Source organism: Bifidobacterium hominis, assembly GCF_040095915.1.
Taxonomy (GTDB): Bacteria; Actinomycetota; Actinomycetes; order Actinomycetales; family Bifidobacteriaceae; genus Bifidobacterium; species Bifidobacterium hominis.
Genome location: NZ_JBBMFR010000006.1, coordinates 110,075 through 126,586, shown reverse-complemented (window position 1 = coordinate 126,586; position 16,512 = coordinate 110,075). Strand labels below are relative to the sequence as shown.

Annotated in this window: 12 protein-coding genes; 2 read left to right on the top strand and 10 right to left on the bottom strand. The window is 55.3% G+C overall.

Going from position 1 to position 16,512, the window contains the following annotated elements; genetic code table 11:
• Positions 1–6 precede the first annotated feature (6 nt).
• From WMO36_RS05865 to WMO36_RS05820, 10 genes are all read right to left on the bottom strand, one after another.
• The gene (locus tag WMO36_RS05865) at positions 7–1,482 is read right to left on the bottom strand and encodes a glycine--tRNA ligase (RefSeq protein WP_004220693.1); all 1,476 of its coding nucleotides are present in this window, start codon (positions 1,480–1,482) and stop codon (positions 7–9) included.
• 81 nt (positions 1,483–1,563) lie between these two features.
• Entirely contained in the window at positions 1,564–2,175 is a 612-nt protein-coding gene (locus WMO36_RS05860) for a type 4a pilus biogenesis protein PilO (RefSeq protein WP_004220695.1), read from the bottom strand.
• 12 nt (positions 2,176–2,187) lie between these two features.
• Entirely contained in the window at positions 2,188–3,156 is a 969-nt protein-coding gene (locus WMO36_RS05855) for a hypothetical protein (RefSeq protein WP_080789455.1), read from the bottom strand.
• 7 nt (positions 3,157–3,163) lie between these two features.
• A complete protein-coding gene (gene pilM, locus WMO36_RS05850) occupies positions 3,164–4,210 on the bottom strand; it encodes a type IV pilus assembly protein PilM (protein ID WP_055063528.1) in 1,047 nt (348 codons plus the stop codon).
• A gap of 46 nt (positions 4,211–4,256) precedes the next feature.
• Positions 4,257–5,081, bottom strand: a complete 825-nt coding sequence (locus WMO36_RS05845; RefSeq protein WP_226669022.1) for a prepilin peptidase — start codon at positions 5,079–5,081, stop codon at positions 4,257–4,259.
• Positions 5,082–5,105: 24 nt separating this feature from the next.
• Positions 5,106–7,481: a hypothetical protein gene (locus tag WMO36_RS05840; RefSeq protein WP_349077134.1), complete on the bottom strand. Its 2,376-nt coding sequence runs from the start codon at positions 7,479–7,481 to the stop codon at positions 5,106–5,108.
• A 21-nt stretch (positions 7,482–7,502) separates the two neighbouring features.
• Positions 7,503–8,777 (bottom strand): type II secretion system F family protein, encoded by a 1,275-nt coding sequence (locus tag WMO36_RS05835; protein WP_117501669.1) that lies wholly within the window; start codon positions 8,775–8,777, stop codon positions 7,503–7,505.
• Between the two features lie 114 nt (positions 8,778–8,891).
• Positions 8,892–9,362 carry a type IV pilin protein gene (locus WMO36_RS05830; RefSeq protein ID WP_065441165.1) on the bottom strand — a complete coding sequence of 157 codons (471 nt, stop codon included), beginning with the start codon at positions 9,360–9,362 and terminating at the stop codon, positions 8,892–8,894.
• A gap of 516 nt (positions 9,363–9,878) precedes the next feature.
• A complete protein-coding gene (locus WMO36_RS05825; RefSeq protein ID WP_226565329.1) occupies positions 9,879–10,541 on the bottom strand; it encodes a PulJ/GspJ family protein in 663 nt (220 codons plus the stop codon).
• Positions 10,542–10,553: 12 nt separating this feature from the next.
• Positions 10,554–11,339, bottom strand: a complete 786-nt coding sequence (locus WMO36_RS05820) for a type IV pilus modification PilV family protein (protein ID WP_259302265.1) — start codon at positions 11,337–11,339, stop codon at positions 10,554–10,556.
• Positions 11,340–11,675: 336 nt separating this feature from the next.
• On the opposite strand from WMO36_RS05820, the gene WMO36_RS05815 reads away from it, so the two are divergent.
• Both WMO36_RS05815 and WMO36_RS05810 read left to right on the top strand, forming a co-directional pair.
• Positions 11,676–13,433 (top strand): GspE/PulE family protein, encoded by a 1,758-nt coding sequence (locus tag WMO36_RS05815; RefSeq protein WP_226559990.1) that lies wholly within the window; start codon positions 11,676–11,678, stop codon positions 13,431–13,433.
• A gap of 46 nt (positions 13,434–13,479) precedes the next feature.
• The gene (locus WMO36_RS05810) at positions 13,480–16,428 is read left to right on the top strand and encodes a type IV pilus twitching motility protein PilT (protein ID WP_349077130.1); all 2,949 of its coding nucleotides are present in this window, start codon (positions 13,480–13,482) and stop codon (positions 16,426–16,428) included.
• The last annotated feature ends 84 nt before the right edge of the window (positions 16,429–16,512 follow it).

Here is a 16,512-nt window from a genome sequence, read left to right as displayed (position 1 = left end):
CCAGCTTTAATACAAGCCACCGGCTTCGGCGATCTTGACGGACTCAGGCCAAGCCTCGCCGCCCATCTCAACCGGCACCTGCGGGTAACGTACATGCTTCTCGCCAATACGTGCGGCCACATAATCAGCCACCTTGTCGAGTGCGACGCGCTCCTGCTGCATGGTATCACGTTCGCGAATGGTGACGGCCTGATCGTCAAGCGTGTCGAAGTCGACGGTGATGCACAGCGGGGTGCCGATTTCGTCTTCACGGCGATAGCGACGACCGATCGCACCGGCCTCGTCATAGTCGATCATCCAGTCATGCTGACGCAAATCGGCGGCCAGATCGTGTGCCACGGTCTGCAATTCCGGCTTCTTGCTCAACGGCAGTACAGCGGCCTTGACCGGAGCCAAGCGCGGATCAAGGCGAAGCACGGTGCGCTTATCGACGCCGCCCTTGGTATTCGGGGCCTCGTCAACGTCGTAGGCGTCAACAAGGAAGGCCATGAGGGAACGGGTCAGGCCGGCGGCCGGTTCGATGACGTACGGCACGTATTTTTCGCCGGTGGCCTGGTTGAAGTAGCTCAGATCCTCGCCGGAATGCTTGGCATGCGCGGAAAGATCGAAGTCGGTACGGTTGGCGACGCCTTCAAGCTCGCCCCAATCGGAACCCTGGAAGCCGAACTTGTATTCGATGTCGACGGTACGCTTCGAATAGTGGGCCAGCTTCTCCTTCGGATGCTCATAATGGCGCAGGTTCTCCGGCTTCACACCAAGGTCGATGTACCACTGGGTACGCGCGTCGATCCAGTACTGGTGCCATTCCTCATCGGTGCCCGGAGCCACGAAGAATTCCATTTCCATCTGCTCGAACTCGCGGGTGCGGAAGATGAAGTTGCCCGGAGTGATCTCGTTACGGAAGGACTTGCCCATGTTGGCGATGCCAAACGGCGGCTTGGAACGCGAAGAAGTCATCACGTTCTTGAAGTCCACGAAAATGCCCTGTGCGGTTTCCGGACGCAGGTAGTGCAGCGAGTTCTCGTCTTCGACCGGTCCGAGGTGGGTGCGCAGCATCATGTTGAAGTCGCGCGGTTCGGTCCAGTTGCCACGGGTGCCGCAATCCGGGCACACAATGTCTTTCAGGCCGTTTTCCGGCAGCTTGTCGCCATGCTTTTCGGCATAGGATTCCTCAAGCTTGTCGGCGCGGTGACGCTTGTGGCAGTTGAGGCATTCGATCAGCGGATCGTTGAACACGGACACGTGACCGGAAGCCACCCACACGGCCGGCGGAAGAATAATGGACGTGTCAACGCCCACCACGTCGCCACGGGTGACGACCATGGAACGCCACCATTCGCGCTTGATATTGTCTTTCAGCGCAACGCCGAGCGGACCGTAATCCCACGCGGAACGGGTTCCACCATAGATTTCACCGGCGGGAAAAACAAAGCCACGACGCTTGGCGAGGGATACGACTTCATCGAGTTTGGATACAGCCACAATGCACCTTCTGGTTTGAACGGTTTGGGGTCTTTACAAGCGCAAAGCCTACCTTTACGCGGTGACAGAACGCCACCCGCGTTACTGTTTCGTGGCGTTCTCGTCTTCAACCGTGTCGTTGTCGAGCAATAGCGACCAGATCTTGCAATCGATCACCACGGCATTTTTCGTTTCGTCACCGTTTCTGTCAAGTGTGTAGGTCACATTTTCTGGCACGGCGATACGGTTGATGTTCTGCACGGATGCCACGAAATTACGCATGGCATCATAGCTTCCCGTGGCGGTGATACTTACCGACACCTGCACCAGCTGACCGGCTTGAATGGTACCTTGCATTTCAGCTGGAATGTCGGCGTCGACCGCATCATCGAAATTCACCGATTTGATGGCGACGCCGGTTCCCGCAGCGGACGCATCCAACGAATTGATGAATTCCTGCTGGTTATAGCCGTCTGGAATCTGCCGCTGCAACTGGCGCAAACGGTCTTTCTGCAGGCCGATCGTTTCGCTGGCGATGCGTAATGTTTCGATTTCGTCGCGTGTTTCCTTATTGTTCTCATCGATTTGCGCAGTTTGCGCGTCGGATGATTTGATATGGCTGATTTGCGGGGAAACGCCGACCAGCCATGTCAGCATGATGACGAAGACAATACCTGCGGCCAATGCGATCCATGCGATTTTATGCTTGTTCATGATTGCTCCCGATCATTCATTGGATGTTTCGTCAGTTGCGGTCGCGCTGTCGGTAGTATCAGTCGACTCCCCTGCCGCGGCTTTGTTCAGGCTGTCGCGTAGCTGCTGCTGCAATGCTCGGTTGGCTTCGTCAGCACCGGCCGCGTTGTCGCTTCGTGACGTGGTATTGGTATCCATCTTCAACGACACCGTTCCCGTGTATGTATAGGTGGTGCCGTTTTCATCGCTGTTTTCGGTAATGGAACTCACATAGCCTGTTTTATAGGTAGGAATTGCAGCAAAATTACCGATAAAATCTTTTGCAGATATGAAATCTGGAGAAAGAACGGTAAAATCAACGGAAATCACACCATTCCCAGACCATACTGAAGATGTAGCGCTATGCGAAGAAGCGTCAGACCCGCCAATCTGGAAGCTGCTCAACGACAGGTTCGTGTACTGGCCTCCGGCTGGCAGCGCGCCATTGAGCGAATCCACCACCTTCATCCAATCCATTTCGTCGTAGAGCGCGGCGATACGTGACCTTTGCGAATCGGACAGCGAGTTCAACGTGTCTTCCACGTCTTTGAATTCCGCCTTTTCCTTCTGCAACGACAGGGTTTTCGCCTGTGCCTCCTCCACGCGATGGTCGGCCCAGCTCACGCGCACCGCCATGCCCGCGCTGATGGCAATGGCCGCAACCGCCACCACGATAAGCACGTATGACAGCAAGTATTTGATGGCACGATCACGGTTGAGCGTCACGATGGAACGTGGCAGCAGGTTGGCGCGCACATTCCATTCGGCGGGCAGATCAGCCTTTTTGGAGGTTTTCGAACTGCTCGCACGCAGCGCTTTGCCGATGTCGGAAATATTCATCGACAAAATCGAGGTTTTCTCGCCATCACTGGTTTCAGGATTCGGATTATCCTTGATTTTGCCGCGTCGACCGCGGTGGGAGCTGCCGATCTGCTTCATGCTTCCGTTGTTTTTTCTGCTCATCGTCCGTTCACCTCGGCTTCTTTCCGATTACCAGTCCAAGCACTGCGCCCAAATCGATCGCGTGCGCCATGATGTTCTGCCGTTCCACTTCTTTGGAAAGCCGGAAACGGATGAAGGGGTCGCCGATCCGCACCACTTTGTTGATGGAACTGGCCAATACCGGCGGCAGTCCGATCAGTCGTGCGCCGGTTCCGGTAAGCACCACGCCGCTGATGGTGCCGCCCGCATGGTCCACGTCGTACAGGTTGAGCGTATTGCGGATGCCGACGATCAGCTGCGCCGTGGTTTCGCGGATGACTTCCTCGGCTTTTTCGAGTCGTTCGTCGCCGGTCACGTTTTGCAGGCCGATCTGGTTTTTGATGCGTTCGGCGTCTTCGAATGAGATACTGAGCGCGTTGGCGATGGCGTCAGTCACGTCATCCGCGCCGGATGGCACGACGCGCATGTAGGCGGGCTGCCCGTTTTCGAGCACGATCACGTCGGTGCCGTTGCCGCTGATGTTGACCACCGCTTCGGTCTGCTGCTGGTTGGTGTCGGCGAACAGTCTGGCAAGCGCGAACGGGCCCGCATCGATCGATGTGATCACAAATCCCGCGTCTTCGGCTGTGCGCGCGGTTTTTTCCAGTCCGTTACGCAATGTCGCCACGAGTATGCCGTGCAACTGTTTGCCTTGTTCGCTGTCGATGACGTTCAATGGCACGAAGTCGAGCTCGGATTCCTCAATAGGCAGCGGAATCATGCCTTTGGCTTGGAAAGGCAAGGTGGATTTCAGATCGTTCAGCGACATGTAGGGAAAGTCCGCCTCGCGAAACACCATGCGTCGGCTGGAGTAGACGAGAGCCGTGTCCTCGCGGGGGAATTTGAATCGCTTCACCAGTGTGTTCAGCAGTCCGGCCACCACATCATGGTCGACCACTTCGCCATCCACTACGGCTCCGTTCGGCAACGGGATCGCCTGGAAATGCTTGATGGTGGGCAGATCCGAATACGGGTCTGCTATGACCGCCGCACGGATGGCGTCGTTCGCGATCGACAGCGCCGTTATTGATCTCATGCTCTCTCCTTATATATAACGTGTTGCAGGTTGGCTGGGGATTGGTTCAGGCGAGTCCCGTCACTTGCAAGTACAGTGTGGCGATCGGAGCCCCGACGAATATGCCAAGCCATATGCCGAGCAGCATGGACGGTCCGAACGGTATGCCTCCATGCATATCGACTTTTTTGCCGATAATCAGCACAAGACTTAAGAATCCTCCAATAAAGAAGGCTGCGAACGCCCCGATGATGAATTGCGACCATCCGAGCCAGCCCGCAATCAAGCCAAGTATGAACGCAAGTTTGATATCGCCATCGCCCATGCCACCTTTCCATATGATGGAAAGCAATAGGTAGAACGCGCCGAGCACTATCGCACATATCACAGCGCGACCGAGCCTGTTCCACTCATTCGTACCGAGTGATGCCAAAGCCAGCAGTGCCAGTGTTGCAATCAGCGTTGGCAATAGCACAACATTGAGGATCAGATGATGGTCGAGATCAATATATGCGATCACGATCGAAACCGCTGCGAATACGTAGAGTTCCGGCAATATCCATGGCGAATACGCGCCGAATAGCGCCCCCAAGGTGACGGCGAGGAACGACAGTCCGCCCAACGCTTCCACAATCGGGTAGCGTACGGCGATCGGCTCTTTGCAATGCCGGCATTTCGCGCCGAGCACCAGCCAAGAAATGATGGGAATATTGTCATACCATGCGATCGGGGCTTCGCAGTTCGGGCAGAAACTGCGTTTCGGATTTACCAAGCTGATGTGGTTGGGCACGCGCCAAATCACCACGTTCAGAAACGATCCGAAAATGCAGCCGATTACCAGCGATGCCACGAGTAGCAGCACCACAGTTGGCGTATCGTTCACAATGCTCATGTTCACATCCATCTCGCGCAGCGCTCACCATGCGATAGTGGACGGGTTCAGTTCTTTGGATGTCACGTAGCCTTTGGTGGAGGATGGCTCCAATGTGGTAGAACTACCACCGCCATAAATCACGCCGCCGCCTGAGCCGCCTGTTCCGAGGTTAACCGAGGCATTCCACACCTGCGATTTGATTTCTCGGTTCAAAAAGTCTCGTGACGATCCGCATTTGGCCATAATCACGTCGGCATGCCCGTCGATACGTCCGGAGTATGAGGGATTGCCGTCGATTTTGTCTCCCGGATACACTTCCGTCAGGCATTGACCGTTGAGTTGGAACGTACCTTTACTGTGCTCGTCAGACGCTTTTTCGTTGTATCGGGTGAATGTTGGCGCAGCCGAGCATTCCATAAGTTGGAATTTGCCCGAACCGCCGAACCCATAGCAACGCTTCGACCCGTTCACCATCGTCCAAATCTGCGTGTTCACGCCACTGCCGTCACTCGACGTGTCTTCAACATATTCGGCCTGATCGGTTTTACGCTTGGTGGAATCGGACACCCCGCAGTAGTCGATCTGATGCAGATCGGAAGATGATTGCGCCGGATTGCCATTGATGGTGTTGTGGTAGCAGTATGGGTTGAAATCACCGCCACCCACTCGGCAGGTTGACGTGTATGCGTCGAATCCGTCTTGCGATGACGAAATGCAGAATCCGGACGTTTCATTGACGATCTGCTTCGTGGCATAGCCGGCTTCTCCCGCCTGTCCGAACGATGCGGTGGCGTCTTCGAAATCACCGTTCACGTCGAACCAGGATTTCACGTCGGTGAGCGAATAATCCCACTTCGACACCATCAGGAAATGCGGAGTCAAATCGGCAGCATCATCGACGTTGGACGCCCAGTGACCGCCGCTCAGATATTGAATAGTGGCGCCCACATTCGCCTTGTTGGAAACTTCCAACACTTGGAAGCGGGTCTTCTTCTGCATTTGCACACCGCCAACGGCATAGCCTTGCGATTCCGGCAGAGACGCATCATACTTGTTCGCCTCATCGCGCACGCTATCTAGCTCGTTGTAGTAGCCCGCATTGATGAAACCGTTATAGAACGCCCACTTCTGGTATTTGTTGAGCAGGCTTGACGGATCGTTCTTTTCGTCTTGCTGCGCTTTCTTGTCAGGATCGGTGTAATAGTCGCTTTGGTAGTTGGGGCCGTACGACTCGCCGCATTTCTGCAATGTGGCGGCTCCTGCAGTGCCTCCGCCAACATGCGTAATGTCAGCTCCGGTAACGCACAATGTCAGATTGGATGCAGGGCGAATGGAATCATCCTTCCAATACACCCATGTGTTCAGGTCTTTGTAGGCGCCGTTGGCTTTGCACTGTTCCGTGTAATACAGGTCGTCGCTGCTGGAGTCTTTCTTATGCGCCTGCATAAGAATCACCAACGCCGATCCTTCCACCGGCTTGCCGTTCGGGTCAAGCATGGCGTCAAGCGTTTCGACCTTGTCTACAGGCTTGGTGGTGGCAAGCATGCAAGTTTGGTTTGCCGGATTCATAGTGATGGTATTGCTCATGGCGTCGGCCGCATTCTTGGAGCCAGGCTTGTTGACATAGTTCACCATGCCGGTCGGATCACCGTTCTCATCGACATCATATGAGGCGATTTCCTTCCAGGTCGGCTGGTTGGTACGGCGCTCGTTGTTTGGCGCTGCCGCGTAGAAGCCCATACCGAGACGTCCACCCTTGGTGGAAATCACGTAGCTGTCATCACCGCTCGCTGTCTCGAATTGGTAGATGGCGCTCATGGCTCGGCGCGCGCTGGTTTCCGTACCCGCGCTTCGCCCATTCGGATACCTGTTGATATACCCGTAGGAACGCACCCACGCATATTTCGCGTTCTTCAGCTCGCTTTCGGATGTGAGTCGTTTGGCCGGCGATGAGCTTGGATCGTCGTCATAATATCCGATTTGCACTCGGTACGAGATATCGTCTGGAGTGAACGAGCTCACGCCCGTTGCCGACACGTCGTTGCTGACTTCCGCATTGTTGAGCAGCACCGACCCGTCCGATGCTGTAGTGAAGGTCTCATCCAAGCTGGCATTGCCAGTGTTTGATGCGGTCGACGGTAGCAGTTTCTTATAGTCCTTGCTTGCTTCCGCTTCGCGCAGGAAACTCAATGCCACTTCGAGTCCAGATTCGGCGGCATACCCGACTTGCGCGTTCTCCTTATTATTCCTGTACGGCAATGCTTGCGAAAGCAGTATGGTCATTACCAGTGCCGACGTGGTGAACACCACCATTACGAACAGTACCGCGAGCATCATGGCCGCGCCCCGCTCCCCCATGCGTTGGCATAATCTGGCACGATACCTGCGGCTGAGTCCGGCCCACAATCCGTTCTTCATGTTCAACCTTCCCGCTTTCGCTTACGCTTGCCCGTTGATGGCGTCGAACATGGAGAACATCGGCATGTACAATGCCACCACCATGAAGCCGACCACGCTACCGAGCACCAGAATCATCAACGGTTCCAGCAACGAAGTGAGCTGTTTGGCGATGGATTGCGCTTCTTCGTCATACGCTTTGCCCGCGCTGGCGAGCATCTGGTCGATGGCGCCGGAATCCTCACCGATCGCCGCCATCTGCACCATCATGTTCGGGAACACTTTTTCGGTACCCATACTGTCCGCCAGCCTATAGCCGCGTTCCACGAGTCGAGACACTCGTTTGGACGCTTCGTCGATTACATAATTGCCGGATGTGGATCCGACAATGTCAAGAGCCTGCAGAATGGGCACGCCCGAAGCGAGCATGGATGCGAAATTGTTGCAGAATCGCGCCAATGCCACATTGGTGGTCAGTTTGCCGAACACGGGCGCCTTCAACGTGAACGGATCCCACCAGGTACGAATGATGTCTTTGTTGCGATTGCGCTTCCAAAACATGACGAACGCCACCGCGCACACAATGATCACGGGAATGCCAACCGGTGCGGCCTTGCCCATATCAACCATGATCTGCGTGACCCATGGCAGTTCCGCGCCCATCGACGCATACATGCTGTCGAACATGGGCACGATGGTCAGCAGCATCACGCCCACCAGCAGCACAGCAATGCCGAGCACCACCACCGGGTAAGCCAGTGCGCCTTTGATCTGACCTTGCAAACGCACGTCCGCTTCAAAGCTGTCGGCCACGGTAATCAGGGATTTGTCAAGGAAGCCGCCGGTTTCGCCGGCCCGCACCATGTTGGTCATAATGGGCGGGAACAGATGGTCGGGATTATTGTCCATTGCTTCGGAAAACGATGATCCCGCCTCAACCTGCTGCATGCAGTCACGTACCGCATTGCGCAGTTTCACATTTCCGATTTGTTCAGTAACGATATTCAGTGCGCGAATCAGGGAGACGCCTGCCGCCACCATGGTGGCAAGCTGACGTGACATAACCGCGAAGTCTTTTTTGCTTGGATATTTTTCGAACGCTTTGATTTCAATATTGGTATTGAGACCGGTGCCTGCGTTCACGTCAACAAGTTCCGTTGGAATCAGACCGAGCTTATTCACGCGATCGATGGCCTGATCTCGCGTCTGCGCTTCGATAACGCCCTTCTGCTTGGTGCGGCCGTCAGCGGAAACACCCTTGTAACGCCACTTCTTGGTGCCGTTTTGAAATGCCACTTGCGCCTGTTCCCTGGCCATTACTCCCCCATGGAATGATTGACGAACAATAGAACGAATATGGATATGGAACAAGGTATCGGAGCGATACCTCATACGCTCCGATACCTTTAGATCCCATAGTCAGCGGGGCAATCAGTCTTGCTTCGCAACCAAATCCTTATGATCTGTACTGCTGACGGAACCATTTGCCGAATTATAGACATAGTTCTTGCAGCCCGTGTTGTTCGAGTTGGTGCCCTCGACCGTATAAGTTCCAGCACCCGCCGTCGCAGTAATCACGATAGTGACGCCATCGCTCACCGTAACTTCATTGCCATCATAGATGTCGCACTTGCTGTTAGTTGACGAACCGGTGCAAGAAGAAGCCTTCAGAGTCGGAACTTTCCCATTATTGTTAGTCATGATGGTTTCCATCACAAGGCTGGCGTTCTTGACGTCGGACTCGGTCTGAGAGTTCCAGGCCGACTTGCGCTGGTTCAGGTAGATCGGCACGGAGATGGCGGCGAGGATGCCGATGATGATGACCACCACGAGCAGCTCGACGAGGGTGAAGCCCTTTTCGCCCTTGGCGCGGCGGTTGAGTGCGTTGCGCACGCTCTTCATAATTGAATCCTTCTTTCCTTCGGGAAAGGTCGCCGCTCGCATCCCACGATGGAGCTTCGCGGCGTTCTTCTATCGATCGTCCCCTTGTGGGGGCTGCTGGCTCACATAACCAACAGTCCTAACTTTATCCGCATTGACATCGTTTGCAGAACCATTATTCCGGCGTCAATCGTTTTACGAGCGTTTCATTTTCGATTCATTTTCCCCTCATCCTTCATCCGCACAAAAGCGCTTTAGTTTACCCCACAACCCCCTTCACAACCATCAAGCAAATCACACTTTTTCAAGCGGACACAAAAGGTACAACACAAAACCAAAATCGTGCAACAAAAAATACAACACCACAAATAGCTTGTTTTTCAGTACAATCGCTCAGCAAATCTTTGCAGTCACGTTTTTTTGAAAAAACTGGAATAACCACCCTTTTCGGGCGTGTCGCAGGGTGCTGACGGGGGCAACAAAAAACGGCTGGCTCCATAAGGAACCAGCCGTCTGCCGCAAGATCTAGCGGAACACTCAGCCACACGGAGTGAAATCGATTGCAGTTCCACCCGATTTCACATTGCGTGCGGTGAACGACGTGGACGTATTCGACGTGACCGGCTTGCCGCTCACATACGACCCCGTCACCGGCGAATAACGCACCACCCGATTGGTGCCATCCACCGTGAATAATCGCGAGGCGAACAGCGAATCATCAGACGTGCCTCCCGACTCGTTGTTCATTACCGACCCCAACACCGCGCGCGTGCTCCATGACGTGACGGACGCATCATACGGCTTCGTTTTTACCTTCACGCTGCCGTAATCGCTTACCGTACCGTTCTTCCACGTGGCGTCCTGGTACGTGATCACCACGCACTGCTTCGCACCAGAATCCCCCGGAGTGACCATGGTGAGCGTATGGTTCGTGGCGTCATACTCAACACCCTCCGCGTAGCGCACATACCGGTCGAGGCTTTGCACCGACGTGGCTATTTCCGTGGAAGACCTGCTTCGTATCGCATCCGCGCTGGTGGAATGCAGGTATTGCACGATCGCCGTGGTGAACATGGTGGAGACGATGGCGAAGATGAACAGCGACACCATCATCTCCACCAAGGTGACGCCGCTTTCACCGCGCGCCATACGTTGCGCGACGGCGCGAATACGCAGTTTTCCGCTTGTTGTTCCGCTCATTGCAACCCCTCACTAGATGATGAGCTTGTTGTCGACGCCAATATCCAGCAGTTCCGACGTGGTGTACAGGCAGGTTTTGCCCTGATGCATGTTGTCGTCCCATGTGACGCCTACCACCACGCGGATCATGGGCATATACGTGTGCGCACCGAACGTGAACGCGCCCGATACCGTTTTGCCCGGATCCAGAATGTCGGCCGTGGCGCTTGTTGAGGTATTGGCCGTATAGCTTGTTGCGGAACTACGGGAAATGCCCAGCTGAGATGCGGTCTTGCACGAGATCTCGCCGCTGGCACGGAAACAGCGCTCTACCACCGTGTTCACCGTGTATTCGGTATGCTTGGCGTCCTTGCCCGCAGTGGCACGAACCGGCTGAATATACTTGCTCTTGTCTGGATCAGGCGAACTGGTATAGCTCAGATCCGCCAATTGCGACGCGATGGCGCCAACGTCGGAAAGATTCTTCTGCGCGTCGGTGACGGACGTTTCCCCCATGCCTTTGATGAGTTCATCGAGATATTGGTTGGCGTCTACATTGGCGATCTGCGCACGCATTCTTTCCATGCCGTCGTCGCCCAGCGACACGGCGGTGGACCGCTGCTGCTGCGCATATGACGTGCGAATGGCCGTAATGGCGAACTGTGCGGCGGCAAGTCCCGTAATGCTCAACACCACGATCGCCACCAGCACTTCCACCAACGTGAAGCCGGACTCGCCACGTTTTGGCAATCGATTGACGCGACTCGCCGCAACCCCTGAATCGGGGGCGTCTCCCGCTGTGCGCAAGCTGTACTCCATGAGCAGCTCCTTCACAAGATGCCACCCCATCATTGGAAGCGGCAGGAATTCGGCACGCAACCAAACGCGGTGCCATAAACATGAGTTACTGTATCACGATATTCTGCCAACGTTTTCACAGCAACATATTTCTCAAAAAACTTTGCCCCGATTAGCTTTTACCTGTTTTTGCGGCTACAATGCTGATTTAGCAGTACACAATACTGCAATCGTTGTAGCTCACATGACTTCGAACAACTGAACATCAGCCGCCCCACAAATGCTGCCGTTTGCTTGGGGTTTCATGTTATGCCGTATGACAGGCGCATAAGCGCGCATGCGGTGCAGGAGGTCATTATGAGCGACGCCGGTTCGGGAGGCCGTTTCCCCTTCCTCAGGCGAAACAAAAACAGCGACACGCCGAACGCTTTCCCGCAAAGTATGGATCCGATCGCGCCGACAACCGGCGAGATCCATCAGGTGTTCGCGCCGAGCACACCACGCCATGCGGCAACGACAAGCGACGTCACCGGAGATTTTCCCGCCATGCCAACGTCCACCGAGGGCATGGACGAACAGACCGAACGCCAATATGCCATGGCGTTGGCGCAAGGCATGAGCCTGCCGTTCGTGGACCTCAACGAATACCAGATCGACAAAGAAGTCATCAGCATGGTTCCCGACGATCTGTGCCGACGCAACCAGCTTCTGCCGCTTTCCATCGTCAACGGGCGCATCGCCGTAGCCATGGCGAATCCGAAAAACTTCGCCGCGGTAGACGATGTTTCCGCAACAACCGGCATGCCCGTCATCGCCATGGTCGCCATGCCATCGCAGGTACGCGACTGCATCAACCGGTTCCTGCGCGCCAATGCGGAGTTGACCGAACTATCGCACGAGATCGCCGCGACCGCGAAAAAAGAAGTCGACCTTGAACAAGACGACAGCGAAGACGCCTCCCCCGTGGCACGCTTCGTAAGTCTGCTCATCAACCAGGCCATCGACGACCACTGCTCCGATATCCATATCGAACCGCAGGAAGACGGTCTGCTCGTACGCTACCGCATCGACGGCGTGCTGCATATCTTCCAAAAAGCGCCACGCGCCATGACCCAAGGTGTGATCAGCCGCATTAAGGTCATGGCCGAAATGGATATCGGCGAGCGCCGCAAGCCGCAGGATGGCCGTATTACCGTACGTCACAACGGTCAGAAGGTTGATCTTCGCGTGGCGGCATTGCCTACGGTGTGGGGCGAGAAAATCGTCATGCGTATTTTGAGCACGCCTTCGGGCAATCTCAAAGTGGAGGATCTGAATTTCAGCGAACGCAATTTCGATGTGTTTTCCAAAGCGTACAACCGCCCGTACGGCATGGTGTTGGTGACTGGTCCGACCGGTTCGGGTAAGTCGACCACGTTGTATGCGACGTTGGGCGATGTGGCCCGCCCGGAAATCAACATCATCACGGTTGAAGACCCTGTGGAATTCCGCATGGAGGGCATCAATCAGGTGCAGGTGAACAATAAGGCGGGTATGACCTTTGCCGCCGCGTTGCGTTCGATTCTTCGTGCCGATCCTGATGTGGTGCTGATCGGTGAGATTCGAGACGAGGAGACGGCGACCATTGCGATCGAGGCTTCGCTGACGGGCCATTTGGTGCTGTCCACGTTGCACACCAATGATGCTCCGAGTGCGGTGACGCGTTTGACGGAAATGGGCGTGGAACCGTTTTTGGTGAGCTCGTCGCTGGCTGCGGTGATGGCGCAGCGTCTGGCGAGGCGCCTGTGCAAGAAATGCCGGAAGGCCGATACGGCCACTCCCGTGGAGTTGAAGATGATGGGTGTGCCATATACGCCCGGCTCTCCGTTGCCGACCGTGTACCGTGCGATGGGTTGCCGTGAATGTTCCAACACCGGATATCACGGGCGTGTGGCCATTCAGCAGGTAATGGGCGTGGACACGCAGATGGAGGATTTGATCGCGCGTGGCGCCACGTCGCTGGAAATCGAGCAGGCGGCCAAGTCGAAAGGCATGACGTCGCTTCGTGAGGATGGCTGGCAGAAGGTTCTGCAAGGCATTACTTCCGTGGATGAAGTGCTTCGCGTGACCGTGTAGTTGTGTAATCGTGTGACCGCGTTTTCAACATATGTAAAGGACAATGATGACCGATATTGAACAGCAACCCGAGCTGAAAACCGAAATGAACACCGCGACGGATCCCGATGCGCAGCCGACTTGGGATGCGAACACCGATTTGTCTGGTTTGAAAGGTGTGACCATTCCCAGTACCGCTCCTTCATTCAACGAGGATCCGCGTAGGGGACGCCATTGGTCGCCCGACAATGCGATTCAGGCTGACGATGACAGTTTGCGCAATATTTTCGCGTCGCTTGACGCCATGCCCGCGTTGCGGCATGGTTCCGGTACCGTTCCCGACCCCATGCCTAAGGCCGCGGTCGAGCAACAGCAGGCGGCCGAGCCTCAACAGAGCGCACAGCGGCAGTCTATGCAACAGTCAGCTGCCCCGCAAGCCGTTGCATCACAATCTGTAGCGGAACCGCAGCCCGCTCCGACACGGCCTGCGGAAACACCGCTCATTGCAGAACAACAGGAACTCTCCTACGACACCGCTTTTCCGGAAACCCCGGAAAACGAAGCCGTGGATCAGCAGAATCTGCAATTCGACGATGACGTGACGGAAGTCACCCCTGCATTCGAGTATCATGGACCGATCCAGCAAATCGACGGCGATCCGCCATCATTCATTCCAGGCGGCACGCCGTTCGCGCAACAGCCGGACGACTATGCGGCGTACGAGGAGCACACGCAGACCATGCAGCCTTCCGCCATCAACCATATTGCGCAGTCTGCGCCCGCTGCCAGACCGCAACCCAATATGAGCAACAGGCTAATCGTGGATTTCATAGTGCCCGAAACCAATGATTCCGACGAGGACGCTGTTCCCGGACAACGCAGAATCAAAGCGCAACAGGTCAAAGAAACATTGCATGCCGAACATCCCGATGCGGATCCGGAATTCGTGGCTGCCATATGCCAGCTGGTGGAATTGAACGCGTCCGATCTTCATCTGGTGGTCAACGATCCGCCAATGCTGCGCGTGGATGGCAAGCTGCGCCCCGCCAAAGGGCTGAGCGTGTGGAACAAGGACCGCACGTATGAAGCCATCAAAGTGATGACCAACGAGCTGGAGATGGAACGGTTCAAAGACGATTTGGAACTTGATATTTCATTCTCCATCGGCGATCTGCTGCGATTCCGCGCCAACGTATACCGCGACCGTTTGGGCGTGTGCGCGGCATTACGAACCATTCCCACGGAAATCAAAACCGCGCAGGAGCTTGGTCTCGACCCGCATATCGCCGATCTGGCGTTACTGCCGCGTGGACTCGTGCTCGTATGCGGTCCGACCGGCTCCGGCAAATCCACCACGCTCGCCGCGATTGTCGACAGAGCGAATGCCGAACGCGCCGACCATATCATCACCATTGAAGACCCGATCGAATTCGTGCATCAACACAAGCGTTGCGTGATGAGCCAGCGTGAAGTGGGCACCGACACCAAAAGTTTCGCGGAAGCGCTTAAACGCGCGCTTCGTGAAGATCCCGACATTATCGAAGTGGGCGAGCTTCGAGACCTCGAAACCATTTCCACCGCGTTGACCGCCGTGGAAACCGGCCACTTGGTGTTCGCCACCCTGCACACGCAGGACGCCGGTTCGACCGTGGACCGTCTGATCGACGTGTACCCGGAAAATCAGCAGCAGCAGATTCGCGTGCAGGTGGCCTCCACTCTGCGCGCGGTGGTCGTGCAAACCCTGATTCCACGTGCCAGCGGGCATGGCCGCGCTCCTGCCACCGAAGTGATGATCAACACTCCGGCCGTGGCCGCGTTGATTCGCGGAGGCAAGGCGCATCAGATTCGTACCGTGCTGCAATCCAGCGAAAAGGAAGGCATGCATACGCTTGACCAAGATCTGGCGAGACTCGTCAACAAGGGCGTCATCACCTTCGAAGACGCTCTTGCCAAGGTGCAGGTCCTCGAGGAATTCGAAAAACTCTGCGGCGCCTTCAACACCTGGCTGGTAATGCCTTCCGAGACGTTGTTCACTTCAACCCTGTCGGATGGCAATATGCAGTTCATCGCTCTCACGCCAAGCGAGCTGTTTATGCCGTGCGTAATGTCATGCCTGATGTGGTGTTTTCTTATTCAGATTTGCCTACGCCGGAAAACCGCATCATTGCTGCTCACCACATACTTGGGTATAAGCGTTGCGTTCACCGCGCATCTTTCCATGCATCATGCGGGAATCATCTTGGGATTCTTCATCGCCATTCTCGCCATCGATTGCGATATCGAAAAAAACAATTCCAACGATTGGCCTCAGTGGATCCGTAATCTCAACAACCGTGTTATGACTCTTCTTGGACCGAAGAAAACGGAACGGTATCTCCGTTTCTTCAAAATCCTCGGTCTTATCTTCATGCTTGTCAGCGTGTATTGGACGGCAAGCGCCAGTATTTGCGATATTCGGTACGACTATTCGTCTTCCCGGGCGGTAGCGTCTTTTATCAAAACCAACCATTTGGAGCAATACCGTTGGATGGCAGGCTGGACACGCGTCAGCAAGAACGACACCGCTTCCAATCCAGAAATCAACAAAATCATCGACAAAGGCGGATATTGCGGCGGCACCGACTGCATCGACTACACTTCTTGGTACGGCAGCACCCTTATCGATTCAGCCCCTTACTTCGACCATACGCTTCTTGCCAATGCATACAAGGGACGAAGCTATTCGTCGTGGGAATGGTGCGTTGACCCCTATGCGGGAAAGAAAGACATCGAAACATGGAAATCGTGGGGCGAACCCGAATTCTACGACACTCTGTATCAGCCATTTTTCTTCTCCGACCTTGGTTACGACAGAAACCATTACACGAAAATCAAAATCGCCGAAACCAAGACACCTTGGAAAAGCACATGGTCGGAAGGCGCCTGCGAAATTTACGTGCGCAACGACATTTACGAGAACGTATTGCATTCGCCCGATCCTGGAATCGACTGGCCCGACGGCGCAACGCGCAGATAACAAGTGGACCGGCATCCAACTGGAACGTGTCGATTGTTCGTTTATGCAAAACGTGCCACTGTCAGCACCTTTGTATAGGTTAGA

Coding starts and splice junctions, on each gene's coding strand:
- WMO36_RS05855 (WP_080789455.1), bottom strand. CDS start 3,156: ATGAGCAGAAAAAACAACGGAAGCATGAAGCAGATCGGCAGCTCCCAC.
- WMO36_RS05840 (WP_349077134.1), bottom strand. CDS start 7,481: ATGAAGAACGGATTGTGGGCCGGACTCAGCCGCAGGTATCGTGCCAGA.
- WMO36_RS05860 (WP_004220695.1), bottom strand. CDS start 2,175: ATGAACAAGCATAAAATCGCATGGATCGCATTGGCCGCAGGTATTGTC.
- WMO36_RS05845 (WP_226669022.1), bottom strand. CDS start 5,081: ATGAGCATTGTGAACGATACGCCAACTGTGGTGCTGCTACTCGTGGCA.
- WMO36_RS05820 (WP_259302265.1), bottom strand. CDS start 11,339: ATGGAGTACAGCTTGCGCACAGCGGGAGACGCCCCCGATTCAGGGGTT.
- WMO36_RS05830 (WP_065441165.1), bottom strand. CDS start 9,362: ATGAAGAGCGTGCGCAACGCACTCAACCGCCGCGCCAAGGGCGAAAAG.
- WMO36_RS05835 (WP_117501669.1), bottom strand. CDS start 8,777: ATGGCCAGGGAACAGGCGCAAGTGGCATTTCAAAACGGCACCAAGAAG.
- pilM (WP_055063528.1), bottom strand. CDS start 4,210: ATGAGATCAATAACGGCGCTGTCGATCGCGAACGACGCCATCCGTGCG.
- WMO36_RS05825 (WP_226565329.1), bottom strand. CDS start 10,541: ATGAGCGGAACAACAAGCGGAAAACTGCGTATTCGCGCCGTCGCGCAA.
- WMO36_RS05810 (WP_349077130.1), top strand. CDS start 13,480: ATGACCGATATTGAACAGCAACCCGAGCTGAAAACCGAAATGAACACC.
- WMO36_RS05815 (WP_226559990.1), top strand. CDS start 11,676: ATGAGCGACGCCGGTTCGGGAGGCCGTTTCCCCTTCCTCAGGCGAAAC.